This is a genomic window from Mycobacterium lacus (assembly GCF_010731535.1).
GTDB classification, from domain to species: Bacteria; Actinomycetota; Actinomycetes; order Mycobacteriales; family Mycobacteriaceae; genus Mycobacterium; species Mycobacterium lacus.
In genome coordinates, this window is the sequence record NZ_AP022581.1 from 2,372,486 (window position 1) to 2,399,107 (window position 26,622).

The 26,622-nt window shown below is 68.0% G+C and carries 24 protein-coding genes, 1 tRNA gene, 1 other RNA gene and 1 pseudogene; 9 read left to right on the forward strand and 18 right to left on the reverse strand.

Annotated elements, in window-relative coordinates:
- Nucleotides 1–74: 74 nt before the first annotated feature.
- Nucleotides 75–1,511 carry a type I glutamate--ammonia ligase gene (gene glnA / locus G6N24_RS10840; protein ID WP_139822501.1) on the forward strand — a complete coding sequence of 479 codons (1,437 nt, stop codon included), beginning with the start codon at nt 75–77 and terminating at the stop codon, nt 1,509–1,511.
- Nucleotides 1,512–1,584: 73 nt separating this feature from the next.
- Here glnA (G6N24_RS10840) and G6N24_RS10845 read toward each other — a convergent pair whose 3' ends face one another.
- The 7 genes from G6N24_RS10845 to G6N24_RS10875 form a co-directional block, all read right to left on the reverse strand.
- Nucleotides 1,585–2,442, reverse strand: a complete 858-nt coding sequence (locus G6N24_RS10845) for a TIGR03619 family F420-dependent LLM class oxidoreductase (RefSeq protein ID WP_085161844.1) — start codon at nt 2,440–2,442, stop codon at nt 1,585–1,587.
- Nucleotides 2,439–2,699, reverse strand: a complete 261-nt coding sequence (locus tag G6N24_RS10850; protein ID WP_139822500.1) for a hypothetical protein — start codon at nt 2,697–2,699, stop codon at nt 2,439–2,441. The genes G6N24_RS10845 and G6N24_RS10850 overlap by 4 nt, the downstream gene beginning before the upstream one ends.
- On the reverse strand, nt 2,696–5,680 hold the full coding sequence (locus G6N24_RS10855; protein ID WP_085161842.1) for a bifunctional [glutamine synthetase] adenylyltransferase/[glutamine synthetase]-adenylyl-L-tyrosine phosphorylase: 2,985 nt from the start codon (nt 5,678–5,680) through the stop codon (nt 2,696–2,698). The genes G6N24_RS10850 and G6N24_RS10855 overlap by 4 nt, the downstream gene beginning before the upstream one ends.
- A 58-nt stretch (nt 5,681–5,738) precedes the next feature.
- Nucleotides 5,739–7,079 (reverse strand): type I glutamate--ammonia ligase, encoded by a 1,341-nt coding sequence (gene glnA, locus G6N24_RS10860; protein ID WP_085161841.1) that lies wholly within the window; start codon nt 7,077–7,079, stop codon nt 5,739–5,741.
- A 64-nt stretch (nt 7,080–7,143) separates the two neighbouring features.
- Nucleotides 7,144–8,700, reverse strand: coding sequence for an alpha/beta hydrolase (locus tag G6N24_RS10865; RefSeq protein WP_139822499.1), 1,557 nt, complete (start codon nt 8,698–8,700; stop codon nt 7,144–7,146).
- Nucleotides 8,701–8,833: 133 nt separating this feature from the next.
- Nucleotides 8,834–10,390, reverse strand: a complete 1,557-nt coding sequence (locus G6N24_RS10870; RefSeq protein WP_085161840.1) for an alpha/beta hydrolase — start codon at nt 10,388–10,390, stop codon at nt 8,834–8,836.
- Nucleotides 10,391–10,448: 58 nt separating this feature from the next.
- Nucleotides 10,449–11,840, reverse strand: a complete 1,392-nt coding sequence (locus G6N24_RS10875; protein WP_085161839.1) for a WS/DGAT/MGAT family O-acyltransferase — start codon at nt 11,838–11,840, stop codon at nt 10,449–10,451.
- Nucleotides 11,841–11,988: 148 nt separating this feature from the next.
- Between G6N24_RS10875 and panB the strand changes: the two genes are divergently transcribed.
- Together panB and G6N24_RS10885 are read left to right on the forward strand one after the other, a co-directional pair.
- The gene (panB, locus tag G6N24_RS10880) at nt 11,989–12,837 is read left to right on the forward strand and encodes a 3-methyl-2-oxobutanoate hydroxymethyltransferase (RefSeq protein WP_085161926.1); all 849 of its coding nucleotides are present in this window, start codon (nt 11,989–11,991) and stop codon (nt 12,835–12,837) included.
- Nucleotides 12,838–12,946: 109 nt separating this feature from the next.
- Nucleotides 12,947–14,494, forward strand: a pseudogene (locus tag G6N24_RS10885) (CYTH and CHAD domain-containing protein); the annotation flags it as partial.
- A gap of 5 nt (nt 14,495–14,499) precedes the next feature.
- On the opposite strand, the gene rnpB reads toward G6N24_RS10885, so the two are convergent.
- Nucleotides 14,500–14,918: RNase P RNA component class A (gene rnpB / locus G6N24_RS10890), an RNA gene on the reverse strand.
- A gap of 93 nt (nt 14,919–15,011) precedes the next feature.
- On the opposite strand from rnpB, the gene G6N24_RS10895 reads away from it, so the two are divergent.
- On the forward strand, nt 15,012–15,722 hold the full coding sequence (locus G6N24_RS10895) for a 2OG-Fe(II) oxygenase (protein WP_085161925.1): 711 nt from the start codon (nt 15,012–15,014) through the stop codon (nt 15,720–15,722).
- On the opposite strand, the gene G6N24_RS10900 is transcribed toward G6N24_RS10895, so the two are convergent.
- The gene (locus G6N24_RS10900) at nt 15,707–16,366 is read right to left on the reverse strand and encodes a TetR/AcrR family transcriptional regulator (RefSeq protein WP_232070750.1); all 660 of its coding nucleotides are present in this window, start codon (nt 16,364–16,366) and stop codon (nt 15,707–15,709) included. The two genes, G6N24_RS10895 and G6N24_RS10900, sit on opposite strands and share 16 nt — an antisense overlap.
- Nucleotides 16,367–16,537: 171 nt before the next feature.
- On the opposite strand from G6N24_RS10900, the gene G6N24_RS10905 reads away from it, so the two are divergent.
- On the forward strand, nt 16,538–16,744 hold the full coding sequence (locus G6N24_RS10905) for a hypothetical protein (protein WP_085161837.1): 207 nt from the start codon (nt 16,538–16,540) through the stop codon (nt 16,742–16,744).
- Here G6N24_RS10905 and G6N24_RS10910 read toward each other — a convergent pair.
- From G6N24_RS10910 to cobC, 4 genes are read right to left on the reverse strand one after another with little or no spacing between them, the layout of a single operon-like run.
- Nucleotides 16,741–17,862: a bifunctional RNase H/acid phosphatase gene (locus G6N24_RS10910; protein WP_085161836.1), complete on the reverse strand. Its 1,122-nt coding sequence runs from the start codon at nt 17,860–17,862 to the stop codon at nt 16,741–16,743. The two genes, G6N24_RS10905 and G6N24_RS10910, sit on opposite strands and share 4 nt — an antisense overlap.
- The gene (locus G6N24_RS10915; protein WP_085161835.1) at nt 17,859–18,596 is read right to left on the reverse strand and encodes a zinc ribbon domain-containing protein; all 738 of its coding nucleotides are present in this window, start codon (nt 18,594–18,596) and stop codon (nt 17,859–17,861) included. The genes G6N24_RS10910 and G6N24_RS10915 overlap by 4 nt, the downstream gene beginning before the upstream one ends.
- On the reverse strand, nt 18,593–19,744 hold the full coding sequence (locus tag G6N24_RS10920; RefSeq protein WP_085161834.1) for a Nif3-like dinuclear metal center hexameric protein: 1,152 nt from the start codon (nt 19,742–19,744) through the stop codon (nt 18,593–18,595). Before G6N24_RS10920 ends, G6N24_RS10915 begins: the two co-directional genes overlap by 4 nt.
- Nucleotides 19,741–20,772 carry an Rv2231c family pyridoxal phosphate-dependent protein CobC gene (gene cobC / locus G6N24_RS10925; protein ID WP_085161833.1) on the reverse strand — a complete coding sequence of 344 codons (1,032 nt, stop codon included), beginning with the start codon at nt 20,770–20,772 and terminating at the stop codon, nt 19,741–19,743. The genes G6N24_RS10920 and cobC overlap by 4 nt, the downstream gene beginning before the upstream one ends.
- A gap of 276 nt (nt 20,773–21,048) precedes the next feature.
- Between cobC and G6N24_RS10930 the strand changes: the two genes are divergently transcribed.
- Genes G6N24_RS10930 through G6N24_RS10940 form a run of 3 tightly spaced genes read left to right on the forward strand, consistent with a single transcriptional unit; the run spans nt 21,049 to nt 23,028 of the window.
- Nucleotides 21,049–21,732 (forward strand): HAD-IA family hydrolase, encoded by a 684-nt coding sequence (locus G6N24_RS10930; RefSeq protein ID WP_085161924.1) that lies wholly within the window; start codon nt 21,049–21,051, stop codon nt 21,730–21,732.
- Nucleotides 21,725–22,216 (forward strand): low molecular weight protein-tyrosine-phosphatase, encoded by a 492-nt coding sequence (locus tag G6N24_RS10935; protein WP_085161832.1) that lies wholly within the window; start codon nt 21,725–21,727, stop codon nt 22,214–22,216. The genes G6N24_RS10930 and G6N24_RS10935 overlap by 8 nt, the downstream gene beginning before the upstream one ends.
- A complete protein-coding gene (locus G6N24_RS10940) occupies nt 22,216–23,028 on the forward strand; it encodes an SURF1 family cytochrome oxidase biogenesis protein (RefSeq protein ID WP_085161831.1) in 813 nt (270 codons plus the stop codon). Before G6N24_RS10935 ends, G6N24_RS10940 begins: the two co-directional genes overlap by 1 nt.
- Here the strand turns inward: G6N24_RS10940 and G6N24_RS10945 are convergent.
- On the reverse strand, nt 23,010–23,948 hold the full coding sequence (locus G6N24_RS10945) for a cobalamin biosynthesis protein (protein WP_085161830.1): 939 nt from the start codon (nt 23,946–23,948) through the stop codon (nt 23,010–23,012). The two genes, G6N24_RS10940 and G6N24_RS10945, sit on opposite strands and share 19 nt — an antisense overlap.
- Before the next feature lie 52 nt (nt 23,949–24,000).
- Here G6N24_RS10945 and G6N24_RS10950 point away from each other — a divergent pair, with 52 nt between their 5' ends.
- Entirely contained in the window at nt 24,001–24,816 is an 816-nt protein-coding gene (locus G6N24_RS10950; protein WP_085161829.1) for an oxygenase MpaB family protein, read from the forward strand.
- A gap of 88 nt (nt 24,817–24,904) precedes the next feature.
- Here the strand turns inward: G6N24_RS10950 and G6N24_RS10955 are convergent.
- The 4 genes from G6N24_RS10955 to G6N24_RS10970 all read right to left on the reverse strand — a co-directional run bounded on the left by G6N24_RS10955 (nt 24,905) and on the right by G6N24_RS10970 (nt 26,567).
- Nucleotides 24,905–24,979, reverse strand: a tRNA-Val gene (locus tag G6N24_RS10955).
- Between the two features lie 53 nt (nt 24,980–25,032).
- Nucleotides 25,033–25,494 carry a peroxiredoxin gene (locus G6N24_RS10960; RefSeq protein WP_085161828.1) on the reverse strand — a complete coding sequence of 154 codons (462 nt, stop codon included), beginning with the start codon at nt 25,492–25,494 and terminating at the stop codon, nt 25,033–25,035.
- A complete protein-coding gene (locus G6N24_RS10965; RefSeq protein WP_085161827.1) occupies nt 25,494–25,916 on the reverse strand; it encodes a DUF3052 domain-containing protein in 423 nt (140 codons plus the stop codon). The genes G6N24_RS10960 and G6N24_RS10965 overlap by 1 nt, the downstream gene beginning before the upstream one ends.
- An 81-nt stretch (nt 25,917–25,997) precedes the next feature.
- Complete coding sequence (locus G6N24_RS10970) at nt 25,998–26,567, reverse strand: hypothetical protein (protein ID WP_085161826.1); 570 nt, start codon at nt 26,565–26,567, stop codon at nt 25,998–26,000.
- Between the last annotated feature and the right edge of the window lie 55 nt (nt 26,568–26,622).

Here is a 26,622-nt window from a genome sequence, read left to right on the forward strand (position 1 = left end):
CACGGGGTTGACTGACGGGCAATAACGGCTCCATAGCGTCGGCCGCGAATTACCAAGTAAAAAGGAGCACATCAGTGACACATATGACGCCCGACGACGTCTTCAAGCTCGCCAAGGACGAAGAAGTCCAGTACGTCGACGTCCGGTTCTGCGACCTCCCGGGCGTCATGCAGCATTTCACGATTCCGGCTTCCGTGCTCGACGAGAAGCTGTTCGAGGGCGGCGTGGCGTTTGACGGCTCGTCGATCCGCGGGTTCCAGGCCATCCACGAGTCCGACATGCTGCTGCTTCCCGACCCGGACACCGCGCGCATCGACCCGTTCCGCGAGGCCAAGACGTTGAACCTGAACTTCTTTGTCCACGACCCGTTCACCCTGGAGCCCTACTCGCGCGACCCGCGCAATATCGCCCGCAAGGCCGAGGACTACCTGGCCAGCACCGGCATCGCCGACACCGCGTACTTCGGCGCCGAGGCCGAGTTCTACATCTTCGACTCGGTAGCTTTCGACTCGCGCGCGAACGGCGCGTTCTACGAGGTGGACGCGATCTCGGGGTGGTGGAACACCGGCAACGCGACCGAGACCGACGGCAGCCCCAACCGCGGCTACAAGGTCCGCCACAAGGGCGGCTACTTCCCGGTGGCCCCCAACGACCAGTACGTCGACCTGCGCGACAAAATGCTGACCAACCTGATCAACGCCGGCTTCATTCTGGAGAAGGGCCACCACGAGGTGGGCAGCGGTGGACAGGCCGAGATCAACTATCAGTTCAACTCGCTGCTGCACGCCGCGGACGACTTGCAGCTCTACAAGTACATCGTCAAAAACACCGCATGGCAGAACGGCAAGACCGTCACGTTCATGCCCAAGCCGCTGTTCGGCGACAACGGCTCCGGCATGCACACGCATCAGTCGCTGTGGAAGGACGGCAGCCCGCTGATGTACGACGAGACCGGGTACGCCGGCCTGTCGGATACGGCGCGCCACTACATCGGCGGCCTGTTGCACCACGCGCCGTCGCTGCTGGCCTTCACCAACCCGACGGTCAACTCCTACAAGCGGCTGGTTCCCGGCTACGAGGCCCCGATCAACCTGGTCTACAGCCAGCGCAACCGGTCGGCATGCGTGCGCATCCCGATCACCGGCAGCAACCCGAAGGCCAAGCGGCTGGAGTTCCGGAGCCCCGACTCGTCGGGCAACCCGTACCTGGCGTTCTCCGCCATGCTGATGGCAGGCCTGGACGGCATCAAGAACAAGATCGAGCCGCAGGCACCCGTCGACAAGGACCTCTACGAGCTGCCACCGGAAGAGGCCGCGAACATCCCGCAGACGCCGACCCAGCTGTCCGATGTGATCGACCGTCTGGAGGCCGACCACGAATACCTCACTGAGGGCGGCGTGTTCACCCCGGACCTGATCGAGACCTGGATCGCCTTCAAACGCGAAAACGAGATCGAGCCGGTCAACATCCGGCCGCATCCCTACGAGTTCGCGCTCTACTTCGACGTGTAGGCCACCCACCCGCCACCAGTCGCAAAGGCCCCTATTTCGCTCCCGAAATAGGGGCCTTTGCGACTGCTCGCCGTCAGTCGAGCGCAAGGTCCTTGCGGAAGCGCGCCATGCCGTCGATCTTCTCGGGCAGACGGGCGTCCGGCCCGGCGTAGAACATCCACGGCATGGTGATGATGCCGGTGATGCCAGCATCGGCGGCGCGCTGATAATCGGCGATCGTGAAGGCGTCGGTCAAAGGCGTCAAAATCGTGAAATCGTCTAAAGACAACCCATTTTCGAGTCGGAGTTCATGCAGCCGGCCCACCGCCTCGATGGCGCGATCGGTCTTGATCAGGTCACCGATCCAGCCGTCGTGACGGGCGGCGCGGCGCAGCGCGATGTCACTGAGCCCGCCGACGTATACCGGTATGGGCGGCGGAGTTGGTTGCATCGCCAGCCGCGGTGTCTGGTAGAACTCGCCATCGAATTCCGTCCAGCCCGGCGCCCACAGCGCCCGCATCAAGTCGAGAATTTCGTCGGTGCGTTTGCCGCGGGCCGCGAACTGCTCACCCATCAAGGCGAATTCCTCCCGGCACCACCCGACACCGACCCCGAGCTCCACCCGGCCCGACGCCAAAACCGCCGCGGTGCCAATCGCTTTCGCCGCCGAGTAGGGGTTGCGCATCGCCGGTATGTAGACGGTGGTGACGAACCGCAGCCGGGTGGTGACCTGTGCCAGCGCGCCGACGAGGACCCAGGGGTCGGGCCAGTCGGTGAAAGGCTGCCAACGCCGTTGCCCGTCCTTGGTGTACGGGTAGGGGGTATCGAGGGTCTGGACATTGACGACATGGTCGGGGATCCCGATGCCGTCGTAGCCGAGTTCGTCGGCGGCCTTGGCGATCTCGACGATCTCTGCGGTATTCATAAAGGCGCTGCTGATGTAGAACTTCATTCGGCGTCCCCGGCCCGTGTCGGCTTGGGCGGTCGCGGCGTTGCCCCGCGGCGCCGGACGGCCGTCGGATTGGCTGCCGCTTCGATCGCACTGCGGGCCTTTTCGATCACCCCGTCGTCGGCCCGGGTCCGGATGGTGGCGTCGATGAGGTCCCGAACAACCTCGGTCAGCGGCGCATACGTCGTCTTCACCCCGTCCAGCCCCGCTGCGCCTAACACCTCGAATGTGGCCTCCAAGCCACCAGCCTCCTGACTCAACTCCCGAACACCTTGCGCACGACCGCTTTTGCGCGCCGCGTCACCCGCAGATAGTTGTCCAGGAACGCGCCGCCGTCGTCGGTGGGCCAGCCCGCGGCGACCGCGACCGCGTTGAGCTGGCGTCCGGGTCCCGGCAGCTGGTCGGTGGGCTTGCCGCGGACCAGCACCAGCGCGTTGCGCGCCCGGGTGGCCGTCAACCAGGCCTGCCGGAGCAGGTCCACCTCGTCCGCGGGCACTAGGTCCGCCGCGGCGATTGCGTCCAAGGATTGCAGCGTCGAGGTGTTGTGCAGGGCTCCGATCTCGTGCGCGTGCCGCAGCTGCAGCAACTGCACCGTCCACTCGATGTCGGCCAGTCCCCCGCGGCCCAGCTTGGTGTGCGTCTTCGGGTCCGCGCCGCGGGGCAACCGCTCGGACTCGATGCGCGCCTTGATGCGACGGATCTCGCGCACCGCTTCGGCTGACACGCCTTCGGGCGGATAGCGCGTCTTGTCGGCCATCAGCAGGAACCGCTGACCCAGCTCCGCGTCGCCGGCCACCGCGTGCGCGCGCAGCAGCGCCTGAATCTCCCACGGCTGCGCCCATTGTCCGTAGTAGGCCTCGTACGAGGCCAGCGTGCGCACCAGCGGTCCATTGCGGCCCTCGGGCCGCAGGCTGGCGTCGACTTCCAGCGGCGGGTCGATGGTCGGAGTGCCCAGCAACGCCCGAACCTGCTCGGCGATCGATGTCGCCCAGTTCACCGCCCGTGAGTCATCGACACCGGTGGCCGGCTCGCAGACATACATGACGTCGGCATCCGACCCGTAGCCGAGCTCTGCGCCGCCCAGCCGGCCCATGCCGATGACGGCGATGGCCGCCGGTGGGTTGCCGTCGTCGGGAAGGTTGGCCCGGATCATCGCGTCCAGCGCGGCCTGCAGCACGGCCACCCACACCGATGTCAGCGCGCGGCACACCTCGGTGACCTCGAGCAGGCCGAGCAGGTCTGCGGAACCGATGCGGGCCAGCTCTCGGCGCCGCAGTGTGCGCGCGCCGGCGATGGCCCGCACCGGGTCGGGGTGGCGGCTCGCCGAGGCGATCAACGCGCGAGCCACCGCGGCCGGGTCGGTCTCGAGCAGTTTCGGTCCCGACGGCCCGTCCCCGAAATCCTGAATCACCCTGGGCGCGCGCATCAACAGGTCGGGAACGTACGTCGAGGTGCCCAGCACATGCATGAGCCGCTTGGCCACCGCGGGCTTGTCGCGCAGCGTCGCCAGGTACCAGCTTTCGGTGGCGAGCGCCTCACTGAGCCGCCGGTAGGCCAGCAGTCCGCCGTCGGGGTCGGGGGCATACGACATCCAGTCCAGCAGCCGGGGCAGCAGCACCGACTGCACCCGCCCACGCCGCCCACTCTGGTTGACCAGCGCCGACATGTGCTTCAACGCGGTCTGCGGCCCCTCGTAGCCCAGCGCGGCCAGCTGGCGCTCGGCGGCCTCCGACGTCATGCCATGGCCGATCGCCAGCCCGGCCGGCCCGATCGATTCCAGCAGCGGCTGATAGAAGAGTTTGGCGTGCAGCCGTGACACCCGGACGTTGTGGCGCCGAAGCTCCTCGCGCAGCACCCCGGCCGCGTCGTGCCTGCCGTCGGGGCGGACGTGGGCCGCGCGCGCCAGCCAGCGCACCGCCTCTTCGTTGTCGGCCTCGGGCAACATGTGGGTGCGCTTGAGCCGCTGCAGCTGCAGTCGATGCTCAAGCAGCCGAAGGAACTCATAGGACGCGGTCATGTTGGCCGCGTCCTCGCGCCCGATATAGCCGCCCGCGCCCAAGGCGGCCAACGCATCGACCGTGGAAGCCACGTGCAGCGACTCGTCGTCGCGGCCGTGGACCAGCTGCAGCAGCTGCACGGTGAACTCCACGTCCCGCAATCCGCCACTGCCGAGTTTGATCTCGCGGGCGCGGATTTCGGCGGGCACCAGCTGTTCGACGCGGCGCCGCATGGCCTGCACCTCGGTCACGAAGTCCGCACGCTCGCAGGCGGTCCAGACCATCGGTGTCAGAGCGGCAACGTATTGCGCACCGAGCTCGGCGTCGCCGGCCGCGGGACGGGCTTTCAGCAATGCCTGGAACTCCCAGGTCTTGGCCCAGCGCTGGTAGTAGGCGATGTGCGAGTCGAGCGTGCGGACCAGCTCCCCACTGCGGCCCTCCGGACGCAACCCGGCATCCACCTCGAAAAACGCCGCCGAGGCGACCCGCATCATCTCGCTGGCTACACGGGTGGACAGCGAGTCGGCGCTTTCGGCGACGAAGACGACGTCGACGTCGCTGACGTAGTTCAGTTCGCGCGCACCGCACTTGCCCATCGCGATGACCGCCAGGCGCGGCGGTGTGCGGTCGCCGCACACCGTCGCCTCGGCCACCCGCAGGGCCGCCGCCAGCGCCGCGTCCGCGGTGTCCGCCAGCTGGGCGGCCACGGTAGTGAACGGCAGCACCGGTTCGTCCTCGACGGTCGCGGCCAGGTCGAGTGCCGCCAGCACCAGCAGGTGGTCGCGATACAGGACGCGCAATCGCTGCACGGCCGAGCGCGGCGCACCCGATGTTTCCTCGGCGCACTCGACGAACCCCCGGCGCAGCTGGTCGGCCAACGGCAGTCTGACGTTGCCCCGCAACAGTTTCCAGGACTGTGGATGCGCGACCAAGTGGTCCCCCAGCGCCAGCGAGGAACCCAGCACGGCGAACAGCCGCCCGCGCAGGGGGCGTTCGCTCAGCAGGGCCTCGTTGAGCTCGTCCCATTCCGACTCCGGGTTCTCGGACAGCCGAACCAGGGCGCGCAGCGCGGCGTCGGCATTCGGTGCCCGCGACAGCGCCCACAGCAGGTCGATGTGCGCCTGGTCATCGTGCTCGGTCCACCCCAGCCGAGCCAACTGGCCGGCCGCCGGCGGATCCAGCAGGCCCAGCCGGCCGACGCCGGGCAGCCTGGGGCGCTCCGTCGCGGGCTTGGTCACGACCACGACGGTATCGCAAAACGCCTGCGCGTCTAGCCGGGGGCGAGGCGGGCAGCGCGGCCCGCTACAGCGACAGGTAGGTCCTCAGCTCGTAGGGCGTGACGTGGCTGCGGTAGTTGGCCCACTCGGTGCGCTTGTTGCGAAGGAAGAAGTCAAAAACGTGCTCCCCCAACGTCTCCGCGACCAGCTCGGAAGCCTCCATGGCGCGCAGCGCCCCATCCAGGCTGGACGGCAGCTCCCGGTACCCCATGGCGCTGCGTTCCTCGGGCGTCAGGTCCCAAACGTTGTCCTCGGCCTGTGGGCCCAGCACGTAGCCCTTCTCGACCCCGCGCAGTCCGGCGGCCAGCAGCACGGCGAACGTCAGGTAGGGGTTGCACGCCGAGTCGGGGCTGCGCACCTCGATTCGCCGCGACGAGGTCTTGTGCGGCGTGTACATCGGCACCCGCACGAGCGCGGATCGGTTGGCAGCCCCCCAGGAAGCGGCCGTGGGTGCCTCGCCGCCCTGCACGAGCCGCTTGTAGGAGTTGACCCATTGATTGGTGACCGCGCTGATCTCGCAGGCGTGCTCGAGGATCCCCGCGATGAAGGACTTGCCCACTTCCGACAGCTGCAACGGATCGTCGGCGCTGTGGAAGGCGTTGACCTCGCCCTCGAACAGGCTCATGTGGGTGTGCATCGCGGAGCCGGGGTGCTGCCCGAATGGCTTGGGCATGAACGACGCCCGGGCTCCTTCTTCCAGCGCGACTTCCTTGATCACGTAGCGGAAGGTCATCACGTTGTCGGCCATCGACAGCGCGTCGGCAAACCGCAGGTCGATCTCCTGCTGGCCGGGGGCGCCTTCGTGGTGACTGAACTCCACCGAGATGCCCATGAATTCCAGGGCATCGATCGCATGCCGGCGAAAGTTCGAGGCGGAGTCGTGCACCGCCTGGTCGAAGTAGCCGGCGGTATCGACCGGCACGGGCACCGACCCGTCCTCGGGGCCGGCCTTCAACAGAAAGAATTCGATTTCGGGATGCACGTAGCAGGAGAAGCCAAGTTCGTTGGCCTTCGTCAGCTGGCGCCGCAACACGTGGCGCGGGTCCGCCCAGGAGGGCGAGCCGTCCGGCATGGTGATGTCGCAGAACATCCGCGCCGAGTGGTGGTGGCCGGCGCTGGTGGCCCACGGCAGCACCTGGAAGGTCGACGGATCCGGGTGCGCGACGGTGTCGGATTCCGAGACCCGGGCGAAGCCCTCGATGGAGGATCCGTCGAAGCCGATGCCTTCCTCGAAGGCGCCCTCGAGCTCGGCCGGGGCAATCGCGACCGACTTGAGGAAACCGAGTACATCGGTGAACCACAGCCGGACAAAACGAATGTCCCGCTCCTCCAGCGTGCGCAGGACGAATTCCTTTTGGCGATCCATAGCCCCGACACTATGCAATTGCTATTAATTTTGTGTTACCAGTGCCCGGTCGGATGCGTTGCCCCTAGGACTGGCACCGCGACGACGGCGGCGGGACCGTCGGGTCGATGAAGTAGCGCAGCACCGCAGTGTCCACACACTGGTTCCCGTCGAACACCACGGTGTGCTGGGTTCCGTCGTAGGTGATCAGCGGCGCGCCCAGCTGGTGGGCCAGATCAACCCCGGCCTGATACGGGGTGGCCGGGTCGTGAGTGGTGGAGACGACGACGACCTTGCCGGTCGGCACCGGCGCCGCGGGATGCGGCGTCGACGTGGCCGGCACCGGCCACAGCGCGCACAGATCGCGCGGCGCGTTCCCGGTGAATTGCCCGTAGCTGAGGAACGGAGCGGCCTTGCGGATCTGTTGATCGGCCGACACCCAAGCCGCCGGATCCGTTGGCGCCGGTGCGTCGACGCAACGGATCGCGTTGAACGCGTCCTGATCGTTGCTGTAATGCCCCTGACGATCGCGGCCGTCGTAGTCGTCGGCCAGCAACAACAGGTCGCCGGCGTCGGCGCCGCGCTGTAGCCCGAGCAGGCCGCTGGTCAGGTACTTCCAATGGCCCGGGGTGTAGAGCGCGTTGATGGTGCCCGTGGTCGCGTCGGCATAACTCAGGCCGCGCGGATCCGACGTCTTGCCGGGCTTTTCGACCAGGGGGTCGACCAGGGCGTGGTAACGGTCGACCCAGTGGGCCGGGTCGGTGCCCAGCGGGCAGGCCGCCGAGCGGGCACAGTCCGCGGCGTAGTCGGTGAAAGCGGTCTGGAATCCCGCCATTTGGCTGACGTTTTGCTCGATGGGGCCGACGGCCGGGTCGATGGCGCCGTCGAGCACCATCGCCCGCACGTGGGCGCTGAAGCTTTCGACGTAGGCGGTACCCAACTCGGTGCCGTAGCTGTACCCGAGGTAGTTGATCTGATCCTCGCCCAGCGCCTGCCGGACCATGTCCATGTCACGCGCGCCCGCCGCGGTGCCGACGTTCGCCAAGAATCCGAGGCCCATCCGGTCGGCGCAGTGCTGGGCCAGCTCGCGGTAGACCTGCTCGATGTGCGCCACCCCGGCCGGGCTGTAGTCCACCATCGGGTCGCGCCGGTAGGCGTCGAACTCGGCGTCGGTGCGGCACCGCAGCGCCGGGGTCGAGTGGCCGACTCCCCTCGGGTCGAAGCCCACCAGGTCGAAATGGCGGGTGACGTCGGTGTCCTTGAGCTCGCCGGCCATCCCGGCGGCCATGTCGACCGCGGACGCCCCGGGCCCGCCGGGATTGACGAGCAGCGATCCGATCCGCTGACCGGTCGCGGGAATGCGGATCACCGCCAGTTTGGCTTGTGCCCCACCGGGTTTGTCGTAGTCGACGGGAACCGACACCGTCGTGCATCGGGCGGCGGGAATGTCGCTGGTGTCGGCGACGAAATCGCGGCACGAGCCCCACTCCGGCGGCGGTGCCGCGGCCGGCGCCCCCGGGTTCGACGGCGTCCCCGAATCGGATTCCGGAGTCGCCTCGGCCGCCGGCAGTTGACCGCCGAGCACCAGCCCGAACGAGAGCAGCGCCGAGCTCCACGGTCTCAGGCGACGCATGGCGGCCATCGTCTCACCCACGGATACCCATGGCGGCGCGAAATGGTCACGCCTTGATCTCGCATCCGCTTCCCGCCCAGCGTGACACCACGGCGAAAAAGCGGCGAAGTTTCGCCATGCCGTCACGCCGGGCGAGGGCCCGCTAGCACTTTGCGCCGTTCGGCGGGGTGGTGCCGCCGATCAGATACGCCGTCACGTAGTCGTCGATGCAACTGTCGCCTTGGAATACCACCGTGTGCTGAGTTCCGTCGAAGGTCAGCAGCGAGCCGCGAAGCTGGTTCGCCAGGTCGACCCCGGCCTTGTACGGTGTCGCCGGATCATGGGTGGTGGACACCACCACGGTCGGCGCCAGGCCGGGTGCCGTGACGGCATGCGGCTTGCTGGTCGGCGGGACGGGCCAGAACGCGCAGGTGCCCAGCGGCGCGTCGCCGGTGAACTTCCCATAGCTCATGAACGGCGCGATCTCACGTGATCGGCGGTCCTCGTCGATGACCTTGGCCCGATCCGTGATTGGCGGCTGGTCAACGCAATTGATCGATATCCGCGCGTCGGTGGCGTTCGAATAGTGGCCGTGCGAGTCGCGACGCATGTACATATCGGCCAGCGCGAGCATGGTGTCTCCGCGGTGGTCGGCCAGCTCGGACAGGCCGTCGGTCAGGTGGTGCCACAGGCTCGGCGAGTACAGCGCCATGATGGTTCCCACGATGGCGTCGCTGTAGCTCAGCCCGCGGCGGTCGTTGGTGTGCGCCGGCCTGCTGACCATCGGGTTGTTGGGGTCGACCAGCGGGTCGACCAGGCTGTGGAAGACGGCCACGGCCTTGGCCGGGTCGGTGCCCAGCGGGCAGCCCGCGTCCTTCGCGCAGTCGGCGGCGTAGTCGTCGAACGCGTCCTGAAATCCCTTGGCCTGGCGCAAATCGGCCTCGATGGGATCGGCATTGGGGTCGACGGCGCCGTCGAGGATCATCGCGCGCACCTTCATCGGATAGGCCTCCGCGTAGGCGGCACCGATCCGCGTCCCGTACGAGTAGCCGAGGTAGGTCAGTTTGTCATCGCCCAGCGCCGCGCGGATGGCATCCAGGTCGCGGGCGACGTTGACGGTCCCGACATTCGCCAAAAAGTTCTTGCCCATCTTGGCGACGCACCGGGCGACGAACTGCCTGGTCTCCTCCTCGGCGTGCGCCACACCCGCCGGGCTGTAGTCCACCTGCGGCTCGGTCCGCAGCCGGTCGTTGTCGGCGTCGGAGTTGCACCAGATCGCGGGCCGCGACGCTCCCACCCCACGGGGGTCGAACCCAACCAAGTCGAATCGTTCGTGGATCCGCTTGGGCAACGTCTGAAAAACACCCAAAGCGGCCTCGATGCCGGATTCGCCGGGGCCGCCGGGGTTTATGACCAACGAACCGATCTTGTCTCCCGTCGCGGGAAAGCGAATCATCGCCAACGCCGCCACGTCGCCGCCGGGATGGTTGTAGTCGACCGGCACGGCGAGCTTGCCGCACAGCGCGCCGCCGGGGATCTTCACGTCCGAGTTGGAGCTGCGACACGGTGACCACGCGATCGGCTGGCCCAGCTTCGGCCCGGCCATCAGAGCACGCCCGCCGACGACGCGGACGCAGCCCGCGAGAACCACCGCCACGGCGGCGATCGCGGTCCAGATCAGCAGCGTGCGCGCGATCTTGCTGCGGCGAGACAAGGCCATATCACCATATGCTGCCAGACAGGACCGCGGATCCTGGTCAGCATCCCTGATCGCGTCATTAGCCGCGAGCCGCCAGCAGTTCTTCCATCACGACGGCGAACTCGTCGGCCATCTCCCATAGGTCGGGCAGCAGGTCCGGGCACGAGATCAGCCCGACGTCGAGCTTGCCGTTCAGCGACATCACGGTGATGTTGAGGCCCGAGCCGTGGAAGATCGGTCCCAGCGGATACATCGCCTTGACCTCACAGCCGAGCATGTACAGCGGGATTTGCGGCCCCGGCACGTTGGAGACCACCAGGTTGTGCACGGGCAGACTCGCGGTCAACCGCGTCCGGGCATACACGCGCATGGCGATGCCGAACACCGCCGGCGCGGCAAACTGCGACCAATCCTGCAACAGCGTGGCACCAATGGCCGAGCTATGTTGCTTGGCAACCGAGTTCGCCGCGGCGATGGCTTTCAGCCGCTCGGCCGGGTCGGCAATGTGGGTTTGCAGGTTGGCAAACATGCCCGAAACCTGGTTGCGGCCGGGGCGATCGGATTTGCCATGCACCGATATCGGCACCATGGCAACCAGCGACGAGTCGGGCAAGGCGTTGCGGTCGGCCAGGTATTGCCGGAGCACCCCAGCCACCAAGGCCATCACCACATCGTTGACCTTGACGCCGAAGCGGTTCTTCACCACCTTGATGTCCTCGAGATCCAGCTCGGCCAACGCGATGTTGCGCCGGCCACTGATGCTGGCGTTGAACGACGTTCGCGGCGCGGCGAACGGACGCGCCATGGTCAGGCCGTCGCGGGCCCGCAGCACTGTCCCGACCACCGAGGACACGGTGTCCGGCACCAGATTGGCCAGCTGCAAGGGCCGGGTGGCGAACCTGAGCAGTCCCCCGGCGGCGATCTGCCAGCCGCTGGCGCCGCCGACGCCGTCCACGGGATCGGGCGCGGGCGCGTCGGCTTCGGTGGTGCACAGCTGCGACATCAGGTTGGCGCCGGTCACCCCGTCCACGCCGGCGTGGTGCACCTTGGTCATCACCCCCAGGCGGCCCTTGCGGTGGCAATCGGTGCCGGCGACGCCTTCGACGACCCACATTTCCCACAGCGGCCGCCTGCGATCCAACGGCAACGACGCGATATGGCCGCAGATTTCCGACATTTCTGCCCGCCCGCCGGGCGACGGCAACCCGATGCGGTGCACATGGCGGTCGATATGGAAGTTCTCGTCGTCCACCCAGACCGGGTGGTCGAGGTTAAGCGGATTGTTGGCAAGCTTCTCGCGGAACTCCGGCATCGCCTTGATACGCAGGGACAATGCGTCACGCAACCGGTCGAAGGTGTACCCGCCCGGCATCGTGGAGGTATCCAATTCCATGATCGAGCACACATGCATGGGCTGCGACGAGGTTTCCAGGTACAAGAAGCTGGCATCGAGTCCACTGAGCCGCTGCATCCGCTGATGGTATGTCTCACAGGGGCCTGACGGTGCATCCGACGCCCAGAGATGGCACACTGTCAGGGTCAGACGAACCCGGGGACCCCTCCCAGGATAAAAACTTTCGGGGCCACGAGGATCGACCCGACCACCACTAGGGACAATGATGTCTGAGCAGCATGTTTATGGGTCAAACGGCGCCCAACCCCAGTCGGCGCCCAGAACCAGGATTCGCACCCACCATCTGCAGAGATGGAAGACCGAAGGCCACAAGTGGGCCATGCTCACGGCCTATGACTATTCGACCGCCCGGGTTTTCGACGAGGCCGGCATCCCGGTGCTGCTGGTCGGTGATTCGGCGGCCAATGTGGTGTACGGCTACGACACCACGGTGCCGGTCTCGCTCGACGAGCTGATTCCGTTGGTGCGCGGCGTGGTGCGGGGCGCCCCACACGCGCTGGTCGTCGCCGACCTGCCGTTCGGCAGCTATGAGGCGGGACCCACCGCCGCGCTGGCGGCCGCCACCCGGTTCATGAAGGAAGGCGGCGCGCACGCCGTTAAGCTCGAGGGCGGCGAACGAGTGACCGAGCAGATCGCGTGCCTGACCGCGGCGGGCATCCCGGTGATGGCACACATCGGCTTCACCCCGCAAAGCGTCAACAGCCTCGGCGGCTTCCGGGTGCAGGGCCGCGGCGACGCCGCGGAACAGACCATCGCCGACGCGATTGCCGTCGCCGAAGCCGGAGCGTTTTCGGTCGTGATGGAGATGGTCCCGGCGGAGCTGGCCACCCAGATCACCGGCAAGCTCACCATCCCGACGGTCGGAATCGGCGCCGGTCCGAACTGCGACGCCCAAGTACTGGTCTGGCAGGACATGGCCGGGCTGAGCAGCGGCAAGGCGGCCCGCTTCGTCAAACGGTTCGCCGAAATAGGCGGTGAATTGCGCCGCGCGGCAATGCAATACGCGGAGGAAGTGGCCGGCGGGGTCTTCCCCGCCGACGAACACTGCTTCTGAGGGGGCAACGCGCGACTCTCGCCGGAGGATGCGTAACCCTGGTGTGGCACTCTATGGGGACCCATCCACGACCCGCGACCGTGGCGACGCGCTCGCATCGGAGACGAAAATGCCCGCAAATGCGTCCAAAGCGGCGCGCCATCTGGAGGTTGAGCGCAAGTTCGAGGTACTGGAGTCGACGGTGACGCCGTCGTTCGAGGGCATCGCCGCCGTGGCGCGCGTCGAAAAGTCGCCGACCCAGGCGCTGGACGCGGTGTACTTCGACACGCCGACGCAGGACCTGGCACGCAACAGGATCACCCTGCGGCGCCGCACCGGGGGCACGGACTCGGGGTGGCACCTGAAACTGCCGGCCGGACCGGACGCCCGCACGGAAATTCGGGCGCCACTGGCCGCGTCGGGCGGCGCAGCCGGGGAAACCGTGCCAAGCGAGCTGCTGGACGTGGTGCTGGCGATCGTTCGAGATCGCCCGGTTGAGCCGATCGCGCGCATCGCGACCCAACGCGAAAGCCAGGTCTTGTACAGCGCCGAGGGCACCGCGCTGGCGGAGTTCAGCAATGACGACGTCACCGCATGGGCGGCGAGAACTCCGGACGGTCTGGACTCGGGTACCGCGGGTCCCACCGAACAACAGTGGCGCGAGTGGGAATTGGAGCTCATCGATACGGATGGGGCGGCAAATGGGATCGACGGTCGCGAGCTGCTGAACCGGTTGAGCAACCGGCTGCTCGATGCCGGTGCCGCACCCGCCGGTCACGGCTCGAAACTGGCGCGAGTCCTCGGGGCGGCGTCGCCGGCTGGCGGCCCGCAGCCACCCATGGACCCGGTGCACCGCGCGGTGGCCCAGCACGTCGACGAACTGCTGCTGTGGGATCGCGCGGTGCGCGCCGACGCGCCCGACGCCGTACATCAGATGCGGGTAACCACGCGCAAGATCCGCAGCCTGCTCAGCGACTCCCACGAGTCGTTCGGACTGCCCGACGGCGCGTGGGTCATCGACGAACTGCGTGAGCTTGCCGGTGTCTTGGGCGTGGCCCGGGACGCGGAGGTGCTCGGCGAGCGCTACCAGCGCGCCCTGGACCAACTGGCCCCGGAGTTGGTGCGTGGGCCGATCCGCGAGCGGCTCGTCGGGGGTGCCGAGCGGCGCTACCAGACCGGGATGCGGAGATCGTTGATCGCGATGCGGTCCCAGCGATACTTCCGTCTGCTCGACGCCCTCGACGCGCTGGTGGCCCAATCCCCGGTCACCGCCGCCGGCGACGCGCCGCAACCGGTAACCATCGGCCCCGCCTACCGGCGGGTCCGCAAGGCCGCCGAGGCCGCCCGGGCAAGCCACGGCAACGAACACGATCGCGACGAGGCGCTGCACCGGATCCGCAAGCGCGCCAAGCGACTCCGTTACACCGCGGCCGCTACCGGCGCGGACCGGGTCTCCCAGCGGGCAAAGGACATCCAGACGTTGCTCGGTGATCATCAGGACAGCGTGGTGAGCCGCCAGCACCTGATTAAGCAGGCCGAAGCCGCGGCCGCCGCCGGCGAGGACACGTTCACCTACGGCCTGCTGTTCCAGCAGGAGGCCGACTTGGCCGAGCGTTGCCGCGAGCGGCTCGACGCCGCCCTGCGCCAGCTCAACAAGTCGGTGCGCAAGGCACGCCATGAGCGCGGGCGAGTTGGCCTGTAAGCCGGATTCTGTTCCGCGCCGCCGCGGCTTAGCCAACGGCGGCACGGCGGCGACCATCCATCTGGACACACCGTCGCCGGGTGCCTCAAGCGGCCTACCCGCAGGCTCGGGCGAGCAACCCTCGGACGCCTGCGCGGCCGCACCCTTCGGTGCGGCCTTCTTGGCCTTGCTTCGGGTGGGGTTTGCCGAGCCACCCCGGTCACCCGGGATGCTGGTGCGCTCTTACCGCACCGTTTCACCCTTACCACCACGAGGATGGCGGTCTGTTTTCTGTGGCACTTTCCCGCGAGTCACCTCGGATTGCCGTTAGCAATCACCCCGCTCTGTGAAGTCCGGACTTTCCTCGACTCGGCGCCGGACCTGTCGGACCAACTCGAGCCGCGGCCGCCCAGCCAACTCGTCCGCGACGATCACGCTACCCGCCGCGCAATGTCTCGGCCACCACGATCCTTAGGGTGGACAGGACAGATCACCCACGACGGGAAGGATGCCGATGCTCGGCTGGGACAAACGCGTCGCCGCGGGTGATTGGGACGCCATCACCGCCGGGATCAACGAGTATGGCGGAGCGCTGTTACCGCAGCTGATCACGCCCAGCGAGGCGGCGCGGCTGCGCGAGCTCTACGCCGACGACGGCCTGTTTCGCTCGACCATCGACATGGCGCCAAAGCGGTACGGTGCCGGGCAGTACCGCTACTTCCACGCCCCCTACCCCGAGCCGATCGAAGGGCTCAAGCAGGCGCTGTATCCCCGGTTGCTGCCGATAGCCCGCGACTGGTGGGGCAAGCTGGGCCGGGACGTGCCCTGGCCGGACAGCCTCGACGATTGGTTGGCCACCTGCCATGCCGCCGGCCAGACCAGATCCACCGCCCTGATGTTGAAGTACGGCACCAACGACTGGAATGCCCTACACCAGGATCTTTACGGCGAGTTGGTATTCCCGCTTCAGGTGGTGATCAACCTCAGTGATCCGAACACCGACTACACCGGCGGCGAATTCTTGCTGGTCGAACAGCGTCCTCGTGCCCAATCCCGTGGCACCGCAACGCAATTGCCGCAGGGGCACGGGTACTTATTCACCACCCGGGATCGGCCGGTGCCCACGAAGCGGGGTTGGTCGGCGGCACCGGTGCGCCACGGGCTCTCGGCCGTCCGCTCAGGCGAACGCTATGCGATGGGGCTGATCTTTCACGATGCGGCGTGAAGCGGCGGCCGGCCGAGTTCAGCGAGCTCCGGTAGCGGCTTGCTGCACAGCTCGTGTGCCTCCTCCGCGGACAGCCCAAAAAGTCGCAACAAGTCCTCCGTGACGAGGTCGGTGGCTTGGGCCTCGTTGCGCTCGGGTTGGTCTTGCAGCAATTGGCCCAGGCCCAGCAGCGCTCCCGCGGCGACGGCCATCGCCAGTTCGGGGTCTGCCGCCTGAAACCTGCCTGCCGCGGCGGCGGCGGCGATGTCGCGCTTGGCGCGCGGCGCCAACCCCCGGTCGGCGGTGATCAGCGCCAGTCCGTGATTGAGCACGGTACGGCTGTCGGGCCGACGAAACATCCGTCCTGTCAGCCGAAAACTGCAGGCGAACGCTTCGGCCGGATCATCCAGCGGTGCCGTCAACTCATCGAGCAACGCCCCGTGGGCGTCAAGGACTTCGTTGATGGCGGCCTCGAAAAGCTGTTCCTTGCTCTCGAAGTGGTTGTAGAACGAGCCGACGCCGACGTCGGCGGCTTGGCTGATGTCCTGGACAGGCACATTGACCGTGCCGGCGGCGATGAAGCCTTGCGCGGCCTTGATCAGTGCCGCGCGGGTGCGCTGCTTGCGTCGTTCGAGGCGATTGAGCGGCTTGTCATCCTCGTCCAATTGCTGCCTCCCACTTTCTCCCGCGGGCTTCATGCGTCAGAGTACCTCACTTATGAAGATTCCTTCAGTCAGGGTCGAAAGCGCCGATCCGTGTCGACTCGGGTGCGCCGGCGTTCGGGCATCATCGCCGTCCGGTCAGCGCAGTAGTCGCGCGGGGGACTGCTCACCGACATGTCCGTCGCCGCCGACCGTCCACTGAACTGGAACCTGCTGGGTGTTTCGGTGGCGAACCCGGATGGGCACCAACGGCGGTTGTGCGCCCTCCAGGTCGCCGCCGAACACGGCGGCCGGGTGGTGCCGGTGACCCTGCCCCAAGCCATGACGATCCGGGCGTTTCGATCGCCCGCGGCACCGCCGGTCGAGTTCACTCCCGTTTAGAGATAGCCCGTCTGGTTGACCAGCCGCACCGATGACGCGCCATCGGAGTAGAACTCCGCGATGCTCAACGACGCCAGGTCAAGATGCAACCGGTAGAGGAGGCCGGCGCCGGCATCCAGCGCTAACCGCAGCAACATCTTGATCGGCGTGACGTGCGAGACCACCAGCACCGTCTCGCCTTCGTGCCCGGCGATGATCCGGTCGCGAGCCCTGAGCACCCGCTGAAGCACGTCCTCGAAGCTTTCACCACCCGGCGGCGTGGCGCTGGTGTCGTGCAGCCAGCGACGATGCAACTCGGGATCGCGCGCGGCGGCCTCGGCAAACGTCAACCCCTCCCAGGCCCCGAAGTCGGTCTCGATCACGTCTTCATCGACGGTCACGTCCAGGCGCAGCGCCCGGGCGGCCGTCTCCGCGGTGTCCAAGGCCCGTTGCAGCGGCGACGAGACCACTGCGGCGATCCCGCCCTTCTGCGACAGGTACCGCGCCGCCAACCCCGCCTGCCGCCACCCCACTTCATTCAATGCCGGGTCGCCGCGCCCCGAATAGCGGCGCTGCACCGAAAGCTCCGTCTGCCCGTGCCGTAACAACAGCAGCCGGGTGGGCGTCCCGCGGGCGCCGGTCCAGCCGGGAGCCGGCGGGGACTCCGTCGCAACCCTTCTGGCGGTCTCGGCAACCGGAACGGGCGCATTGTCGACCCTGACCGGATTGGTGGTGAGCGCCGCCGCGTCCATCGCCTCGTTGGCCAACCGATCGGCGTGCACGTTGCGGGACCGCGGAACCCACGTGTAGCTGATCCGGCGAAACCGCGCCGCCAGCGCCTGAGCCTGGGCGTGCAACTCCACCAAGTCGGGGTGCTTGACCTTCCAACGCCCGGCCATCTGCTCAACCACCAGCTTGGAGTCCATCAAGACCAGGGCTTCGGTGGCACCCATCTTCACGGCATCGTCCAAACCCGCTATCAGGCCCCGGTATTCGGCGACGTTGTTGGTCGCACGGCCGATAGCCTGCTTGCTCTCCGCCACTATGGTCGAGCGGTCCGCGGTCCACACCACCGCGCCGTATCCGGCCGGCCCGGGGTTGCCCCGCGACCCGCCGTCAGCCTCGATGATGACTTTCACTGCTCGAATCCCTTGACCCGCAACAGGATCGCACCACATTCCGGACACCGCACCACATCGTCCTCGGCTGCCGCCGTGATGCGGGCCAGCTCGCCACGGCCGATCTCGATCCGGCAGGCACCGCACCGATGTCCCTGCAACAGCCCGGCCCCCGGCCCGCCCCTGGCGCGTTGCCGTTCGTAGAGCGCCGAAAGATCGGGGTCCAGCGTCGCGTGTAGCGCGTCGCGGCGCGACGAACGTTCGTTGCGGGCCTGGTCGATCTCGGCGAGCGCGGCGTCGAGTTCCTGCTGGGCGCTGGCCAGGTCGGCCTGCAACTTCTCGATCACCGCCAACTCGGCGGCCTGCTGGGCCGCCAGCTCCTCGCGGCGCTCCATCACCTCCAGCAGCGAATCTTCGAGGCTGGTCTGCCGGCGAACCAGGGTCTCCAGTTCGTGCTGCAGGTCGGTCAATTGCTTGGCGTCGGTCGCCCCCGACTTGAGTAACAACCGGTCCCGGTCTTCGCGCTGGCGCACCGCGTCGATCTCAGACTCAAGACGCGAGACCTGGGTGTCCAAGTCCGCCAAGGCGATTCGCACGGCTGCCAGCCGGTCGTTGGCGGCGCTGTGCTCGAGCCGTACCCGCTCGTGGGCCTCCCGCTGCGGCAGATGGGAAGCGCGGTGTGCGATCCGAGACAGCTCAGCGTCCAGCTTCGACAACTCCAGCAGCGAACGTTGCTGTGCTACTTCGGCTTTCATGACCGATCTCTCCCAGTCTCGCCCGCCCGTGAAGTGTCCAAGTTCCACGGATCGGTGCGGATGGCGCACACCCGCACCGGTAGCTCCGCGCCGAATCGGGACTGCAACACGCCGGCCGCCTGGTCACACCAAGGAAATTCGCTTGCCCAATGCGCGACGTCGATCAGGGCGACATCCGAGGCCCGGCAATGCTCGTCGGCCGGGTGGTGCCGCAAATCGGCCGTGACATACGCCTGCACACCCGCGGCGGCGGCGGCGCCCAGTAACGAGTCCCCGGCGCCACCGCAGACCGCGACCCGTGATACGGGCATGTCGGGATCCCCGGCTGCGCGCACGCCGGAGGATGTCTGCGGCAATGCGGCGCCGACGCGAGCGACGAAGGCGCGCAGCGGTTCGGGTTGTGGCAGTGAGCCGATGCGGCCCAGCCCGGCTTGGGTGGGCGGCGGAACCAGCGCGAAGATGTCGAACGCCGGTTCCTCGTACGGATGCGCGGCGCGCATCGCCGACAATACGGCGGCCCGCACTCGCGCGGGCGCGACGACCTCGACCCGGTCTTCGGCCACCTGCTCGACGGTGCCGATGCTGCCTACCGTCGGCGACGCCCCTTCCTGCGGCAGAAACTGCCCGGTACCGCTGGCGCTCCAGCTGCAGTGCGCATAGTCACCGATGTGGCCGGCGCCGGCCTCAAACACCGCCGCCCGCACCGCTTCTGCGTGCTCGCGCGGCACATAGATGACCCACTTGTCCCGATCGGACGCGGCCGGCACCGGCTCGAGCACGGCTTCGACGGTGAGGCCAAGGGCGTGCGCCAGCGCGTCGGACACGCCCGGTGACGCCGAGTCGGCGTTGGTGTGCGCGGTGAACAGGGAGCGCCCGGTTCGGATCAGGCGGTGCACGAGCGCGCCCTTGGGCGTGCTGGCCGCAACGGTATCGACCCCGCGCAACAGCAACGGGTGATGGGCCAACAGCAGGCCGGCCTGCGGAACCTGGTCGACGACCGCCGGCGTCGCATCGACGGCGATCGTCACCGAGTCCAGCACATCCTCGGGGTCGCCACACACCAGGCCGACCGAATCCCACGACTGAGCAAGTTGCGGTGGGTAGGCCTCGTCTAGCACCTCGATGACGTCGCACAGGCGCACACTCACCGCAGCACCTCCGCGATCGCGTCGGTCAGCAGCGGCCACTCCGGGCGCACCGCCGCCCGCAGATACCGATCGTCCAGGCCGACGAAGGTATCACAGCGGCGTACCGCAATTCCCTTGTCGTGCAGGTGTTTTCGTATCATCTCGGCGCCGGGTGTGCGGAACAGCACGAACGGGGCCCGACCCTCGATCACGTCGACACCCACGCATTGCAGGCCGGCCGCCAGCTGCGCACGCAGCGCGGCCAACCGCGCGGCATCGGCGGCCGCGTCAGCCACGGCTTGGGGAGCGCAGCAAGCCGCGATGGCCGTCAGTTGCAGCGTGCCCAGCGGCCAGTGCGCACGCTGCGCGGTCAATCGGGCCAGCACATCCGGCGAGCCGAGGGCATAGCCCACCCGCAGCCCGGCCAGCGACCAGGTCTTGGTCAGACTGCGCAGCACCAGCACGTCGGGCAGCGCGTCACCGGCCAGCGACTGCGGCTCGCCGGGAATCGAATCCGCGAACGCCTCGTCGACCACGAGAATGCGCCCGGGCCGGCGCAATGCGAGGAGCTGTTCGCGGGTGTGCAGCACCGAGGTGGGGTTGGTCGGATTGCCCACCACGACCAGGTCGGCGTCGTCGGGCACCTGCGCACCGTCCAGGCTGAACGGCGGATCGAGCACGACGTGGTGCACCCGCACTCCAGCGGCGGTCAGGGCGGCGGCCGGCTCGGTGAACGCCGGCGCGACGATCGCCGCCCGCGCCGGACGCAGGTTGCTCAGCAGCCCGAACCCCTCTGCCGCCCCCGCCAGCGGCATCACCTCATCGCGGGCGCGGCGGTGACGGGCCGCCACCGCGTCTTGTGCGCGGTGGACATCGTCAGCGCTTGGGTAGCGCGCCAGGTCCGGCAGCCGCGCGGCCAGCCGCTGCACCAGCCACGCCGGCGGTTGGGCATGACGGACGTTGACGGCGAAATCCAGCATGCCGGGCGCGGCGGCCTGATCGCCGTGGTAACGCGCCGCCGCGAGCGGGCTTATGTCAAGACTCGCCACAGCGTCAAACAGTAGTGGGCCAGTGCGTTAGCGAGGAATCCAGAGCATCGCCGCCGAGCCATAGGGGTTGGCATGCGCGTACCTGCGCACTGGTGCAGCGCAACACGTCGCGGCGAAATCAAAGGTCGTCGGGCAACGGGGCATCAAAATCATCGGGCACCGTGTACACGCCTCGATCGATACCCAAGCGGCGCCCGTCAAGGGGCGTGCAAGATCGACAGACGAGCCGACCGTGCAACCAAACCATCAACGACAATGGCAAGCGTGACCGACACCATGGCGGGCAGGACCGAATCGCAGGGAGACCCCGCGGCCGCGACGCCGCAGCTCGTAATCTTCGACCTCGACGGCACCCTCACGGACTCCGCGGATGGGATTGTCGCCAGCTTCCGCCACGCGCTCGATCGGGTCGGTGCCGCTGTGCCGGACGGTGATTTGGCCGCCCGGATCGTCGGCCCCCCGATGGACGAAACATTGCACGCGATGGAGCTCGGCGAGTACACCGGAGAGGCTATCGCGGCCTTCCGGGCCGAGTACGGCACCCGCGGCTGGGCGATGAACAGCCTGTACGACGGGATCGCTCCGCTACTGGCCGACCTGAGCGCCGCCGGTGTCCGGCTGGCCGTGGCCACCTCCAAGCTGGAACCGACGGCGCGACGCATCCTCGCCCATTTCGGGCTTGAGAGGCATTTCGAGGTCATCGCCGGCGCGAGTCCGGACGGCACCCGCCGCAGCAAGGCCGAGGTGCTGGCGCACGCGCTCGCACAGCTGCAGCCGGTGCCCGAGCGCGTGCTCATGGTCGGTGACCGCAGCCACGACGTCGACGGGGCGGCCGCGCACGGCATCGACGCGCTGGTGGTCGGCTGGGGCTATGGGCGAGCCGACTTCGCCGACGGCAGCGCGCCGACGGCAACGCACGTAGGGACCGTCGACGAGCTGCGGAGGGCGTTGGGTGTCTGATCCGTTACACGTGACGTTCGTCTGTACCGGCAACATCTGCCGTTCGGCGATGGCCGAGAAGGTGTTCGCCGACCAGCTCCGTCGGCGCGGCCTGGGCGACGCGGTGCGGGTGACCAGCGCGGGCACCGGCAACTGGCACGTCGGCGACGGCGCCGACGAGCGCGCGACCCGGGTTCTGCGTGCCCACGGCTATCCCACCGGGCACCGGGCCGCGCAGCTGGACGCCGACCACCTGTCGGCCGATCTGGTGGTGGCCTTGGGCCGCAACCATGTTCGGATGCTGCGAATGCTGGGCGTCGAGGAGGCCCGGATACGGATGCTGCGATCCTTTGACCCACGGTCAGGTCCCTATGCCCTCGACGTCGAGGACCCGTACTACGGCGACTACCACGACTTCGAGGAGGTTTTGGCCGTCATCGAGGCGGCCCTGCCCGGCCTGCACGACTGGGTAGACGAGCGACTCGGTCAGGACGGCCAGGGGTGATGCGCCGCCTGGCTTTCCTGCTGCGGCCCGGATGGATAGCGCTGGCCCTGGTGGTCGTCGCGTTCACCTACCTGTGCTTCATGGTGCTCGCGCCGTGGCAGCTGGGAAAGAACACCAGGACATCGCGGGAAAACCACCAGATCGAGTATTCCCTCAACACTCCCCCCGTATCGCTGAAAACCCTGTTACCGCAGCAGGATTCGACGGCGCGGGACGCACAGTGGCGCAGGGTCACGGCGACCGGGCATTACCTGGCGGACGTGCAGGTGCTGGCGCGGTTGCGGGTGGTCGAGGGCGACCCGGCGTTCGAGGTGCTGGCGCCCTTCGTCGTCGACGGCGGACCGACCGTCCTGGTCGACCGGGGGTACGTGCGGCCCGAGCGCGGCTCCCACGTGCCACCGATCCCCCGCCCGCCGGAGCAAACCGTGACCATCACAGCCCGGCTGCGTGACTCCGAGCCGACCGCCCGGGGCAAGGATCCGTTCACCGGAGACGGTGTCCGGCAGGTGTATTCGATCAACACCGGACAGGTGGCCGCGTTGACGGCAATCCCGCTGGCCGGCTCGTATCTGCAGCTGGTCGAGGGCCAACCCGGCGGGCTTGGCGTGATCGGCGTGCCGCATCTGGACGCCGGGCCATTCCTGTCCTACGGCATCCAGTGGATCTCGTTCGGCATCCTCGCACCGATCGGATTGGGCTATTTCGTCTACTCCGAGATCCGCGCCCACCGCAAGGAGAAACCGGCGCCGCCGTCGGACAAGTCGATGACGGTCGAGGAGAAGCTCGCCGACCGCTACGGCCGTCGGCGCTGAAGACACAGCCCGACGACCACGGCGGCGCCCGCCTGTACCGCCCGCGACAACACCACCGCGCGACGCAGATCGGCCACGGTGGGTGGCGGACCATCGCCGAGGGTGGGCCGGATCTGCAGCTCGTGACGGTACTGGGTGGGCCCCCCGAGCCGCACGCGAAGGGCCCCGGCAAAGGCCGCCTCGACCACTCCGGCGTTGGGGCTCGGATGCCTGGAGGCATCCCGTCGCCAGGCCCGCACCGCGCCCGACGGTGATCCACCGACGATCGGCGCGCACACCACCACCAGCAATGCCGTCGCACGCGCGCCGACATAGTTGGCCAGGTCATCCAATCGCGCTGCGGCCCAGCCGAATCGGAGATAGCGCGGCGAACGGTAGCCGGTCATCGAGTCCAAGGTGTTGACGGCGCGATACCCCAAGGCCGCCGGCGCTCCCCCGACCGCCGCCCACAGCAGCGGTGCCACCTCGGCGTCGGACGTGTTCTCCGCCACCGATTCCAGCGCCGCGCGTGTCAGGCCGTCGCGGTCGAGTCGGCCCGGATCGCGCCCACACAGCGACGGCAACAGCCGTCGGGCGGCCTCGACGTCGCCGCGGTCCAGCAACTCCGACATCCGCAGGCCAGTGCGCGCCAACGAGGTGCCGCCCAGCGATACCCAAGTGGCGCCCGCGGTGGCCGCCATGGTCCAGAACCGGCCCCGGCGTTGCAGGGCCGCACCCAGCAGAACCGCCGCACCGACTGCCAGGCCCACGTGAACCGCGCCGGCGATCTTGCTGTCGCGGTAGGTGACCCGCTCCAACTCCGCGGCCGCTCGACCGAACAACGCGACCGGATGACCTCTCTTCGGGTCACCCAGCACGAGGTCGGCCAGGTAGCCGACCAACACGCCGATGATCCGGGCCTGCCCTGTCGACGCAAACACCCCGGCAGCGTCTCACACGTGGTCTACTCGAACCTATGAGGCAGCTGTCACCATGAGGCGGCCCGCAACCCGGGTCGCCGACCTGTTGAACCCGGCGGCGTTGTTGCTGCCGGCCGCGAATGTGATCATGCAGCTGTCGATGCCGGGCGTCGGTTATGGCGTGCTGGAAAGTCCGGTGGACAGCGGCAATGTCTACAAGCATCCGTACAAGCGCGCCCGCACCACCGGCACCTACCTGGCGGTCGCGACCACCGGGACCGAATCCGACCGCGCCCTGATCCGCGGCGCCGTGGACATCGCGCACCGGCAGGTTCGGTCGACGTCGTCGAGCCCGGTGTCCTACAACGCATTCGACCCCAAGCTGCAGCTGTGGGTGGCCTCGTGCCTGTACCGCTACTTCGTCGACCAGCACGAGTTCCTGCATGGCCCGCTGGACGACAGCGCCGCCGACGCCGTCTATCGCGACGCCAGACGGTTGGGGACCACGCTGCAGGTGCCCGAGCACATGTGGCCGCCGGACCGGGGCGCCTTCGACGAGTACTGGAAGCGCACGCTAGACGAGCTGCGGATCGACCCGCCGGTGCGAGAGCATCTTCGCGGGGTGGCCTCGATGGCGTTTCTGCCGTGGCCGTTACGCGCGCTGGCGGGCCCGTTCAACCTGTTTGCGACCACGGGGTTTTTGGCGCCGGAGTTCCGGGCGATGATGCAGCTGGATTGGTCGCAGTCCCAGCAACGCCGGTTCGAGTGGCTGCTGTCCGCCCTGCGGCTGGCCGACCGGCTGATCCCGCATCGGGCGTGGCTGTTCACCTATCGGCTCTACCTGTGGGACATGCGGTTTCGCGCGCGTCGCGGCTGGCGGATCGTCTAACCACCGGCGTCGAGTGTGCAACCTGCGACGGGTCCGCGGCCTTGAATCCAAGGCGCCGAAAGTCGCAATGACGTTACGCTCGCGAACCTGGTGGGCGCGGACGGGATCGAACCGCCGACCGCTGGTGTGTAAAACCAGAGCTCTACCACTGAGCTACGCGCCCCGTGCCCGCCGCAGGCTACACGCCAGAAGGCCAAGCGGCCAGCTCAGGCCCACTCAAGCCTTTAAGGCCGCCAGGGCCTCGGTCCACAGCCGCTGGTCGCGGACTTCACCGGGCTGCTTCATCTCGGCGAACCGAATGATCCCCGACCGATCGACGACGAAGGTACCCCGGTTGGAAATCCCCGCCGCGTCGTTGAATACGCCGTAGGCCTGGCTCACCGCGCCGTGCGGCCAGAAGTCCGATAACACCGGGAACGTGAAACCACTCTCGGTCGCCCAGATCTTGTGGGTGGGCGGTGGGCCCACCGAAATGGCGAGCGCCACGCTGTCATCGTTGTCGAAGTCGGGCAGGTGATCGCGCAACCGGTCCAGCTCGCCCTGGCAAATCCCGGTGAAGGCCAGCGGGAAGAACACCAGCAGCACATTCTTGGATCCGCGGTAATCGCTGAGCGTGACGGGCTGCTGATTCTGGTCGCGCAGCGTGAAGTCGGGGGCGGTGGCGCCGACGTCCAGCATCAGCGCTTCCCGGCCCGCGATTTGGGCTGCACCAACCGGCTGGCGCTCCAGTCCCCGAGGTTGACCGACGAGGTCGGCATCAGGCCGGCGGTGGGGGCCGCCTCGGCGATCTCGGCGGGCAGCACGTGACCGGGCCTGCCCGTCTTGGGCGTCAGCACCCAGATCACGCCGTCTTCGGCCAGCGGGGTGATGGCGTCCATCAGGGTGTCCACCAGATCGCCGTCTCCGTCTCGCCACCACAGCAGGACGACGTCGATCACCTCGTCGCTGTCTTCGTCGAGCAGCTCACCGCCACACGCTTCCTCGACCGCAGCGCGGATGTCGTCGTCGGTGTCTTCGTCCCACCCCCACTCCTGAACGACTTGGTCTCGTTGGATGCCCAGTTTGCGAGCGTAACTCGGGGCGTGATCCGCCGCGACCACAGTGGAACCTCCTCTAACCATTCGCACGCCGTGGGATCGGCATTATCGTCGCACAAGCGAAACCCGACGGACACGGCCGCCTCAGAAGGCAGCCAGGCACAGTTTTAGCGCTTTGGTCTTGGTGTCGTTGAGCTGGTCTACGCGGCGGTTGAACTCCCCCGTCGGCGCGTGCGTGCCGATGGCGTTGGCGACCGCGCGGGCCGCGTCGTCATACGCGTTGAACGCGTCCCGCAGCTGCTGCGAGATCGCGTCGCTGATGCTGCCCGAGACCGCCGATGCGCTGTTGTTGAGCGCGTCGATGGCCGGGCCTTCGGTCGGGCCGGTGTTGCGGCCCGCGTTGAACGCCGAGACAAACGCATTGACCTTGTCGATGGCGTCCTTGCTGGTGGTAGCCAGCGTGTCGCAGGAGCTGCGAATGGCCTTGGTCGTCAGCGATTGTTGTCGCTGAGACTCCCGGATGCTCGACGTCGCCGACGAGGCCGACACCGACAGGGATACCGACGACCGGTACGCCGGGGCAAGCCGGGTGTCGGGCGTGGCCGTGCCCTCGGTCACCGTCGTGCACCCAACGACGCCCATCAGCACCGCCGCGGTGCAGCCCAGCGCCAGGGCGCCTCGCTTGACAGGGACGGCACGCCATCCGATAAGCACGCTTGCAGACGTTACCGGGTCGGGATTGTAACCGCCCCCGACGCACCGGGTTCGC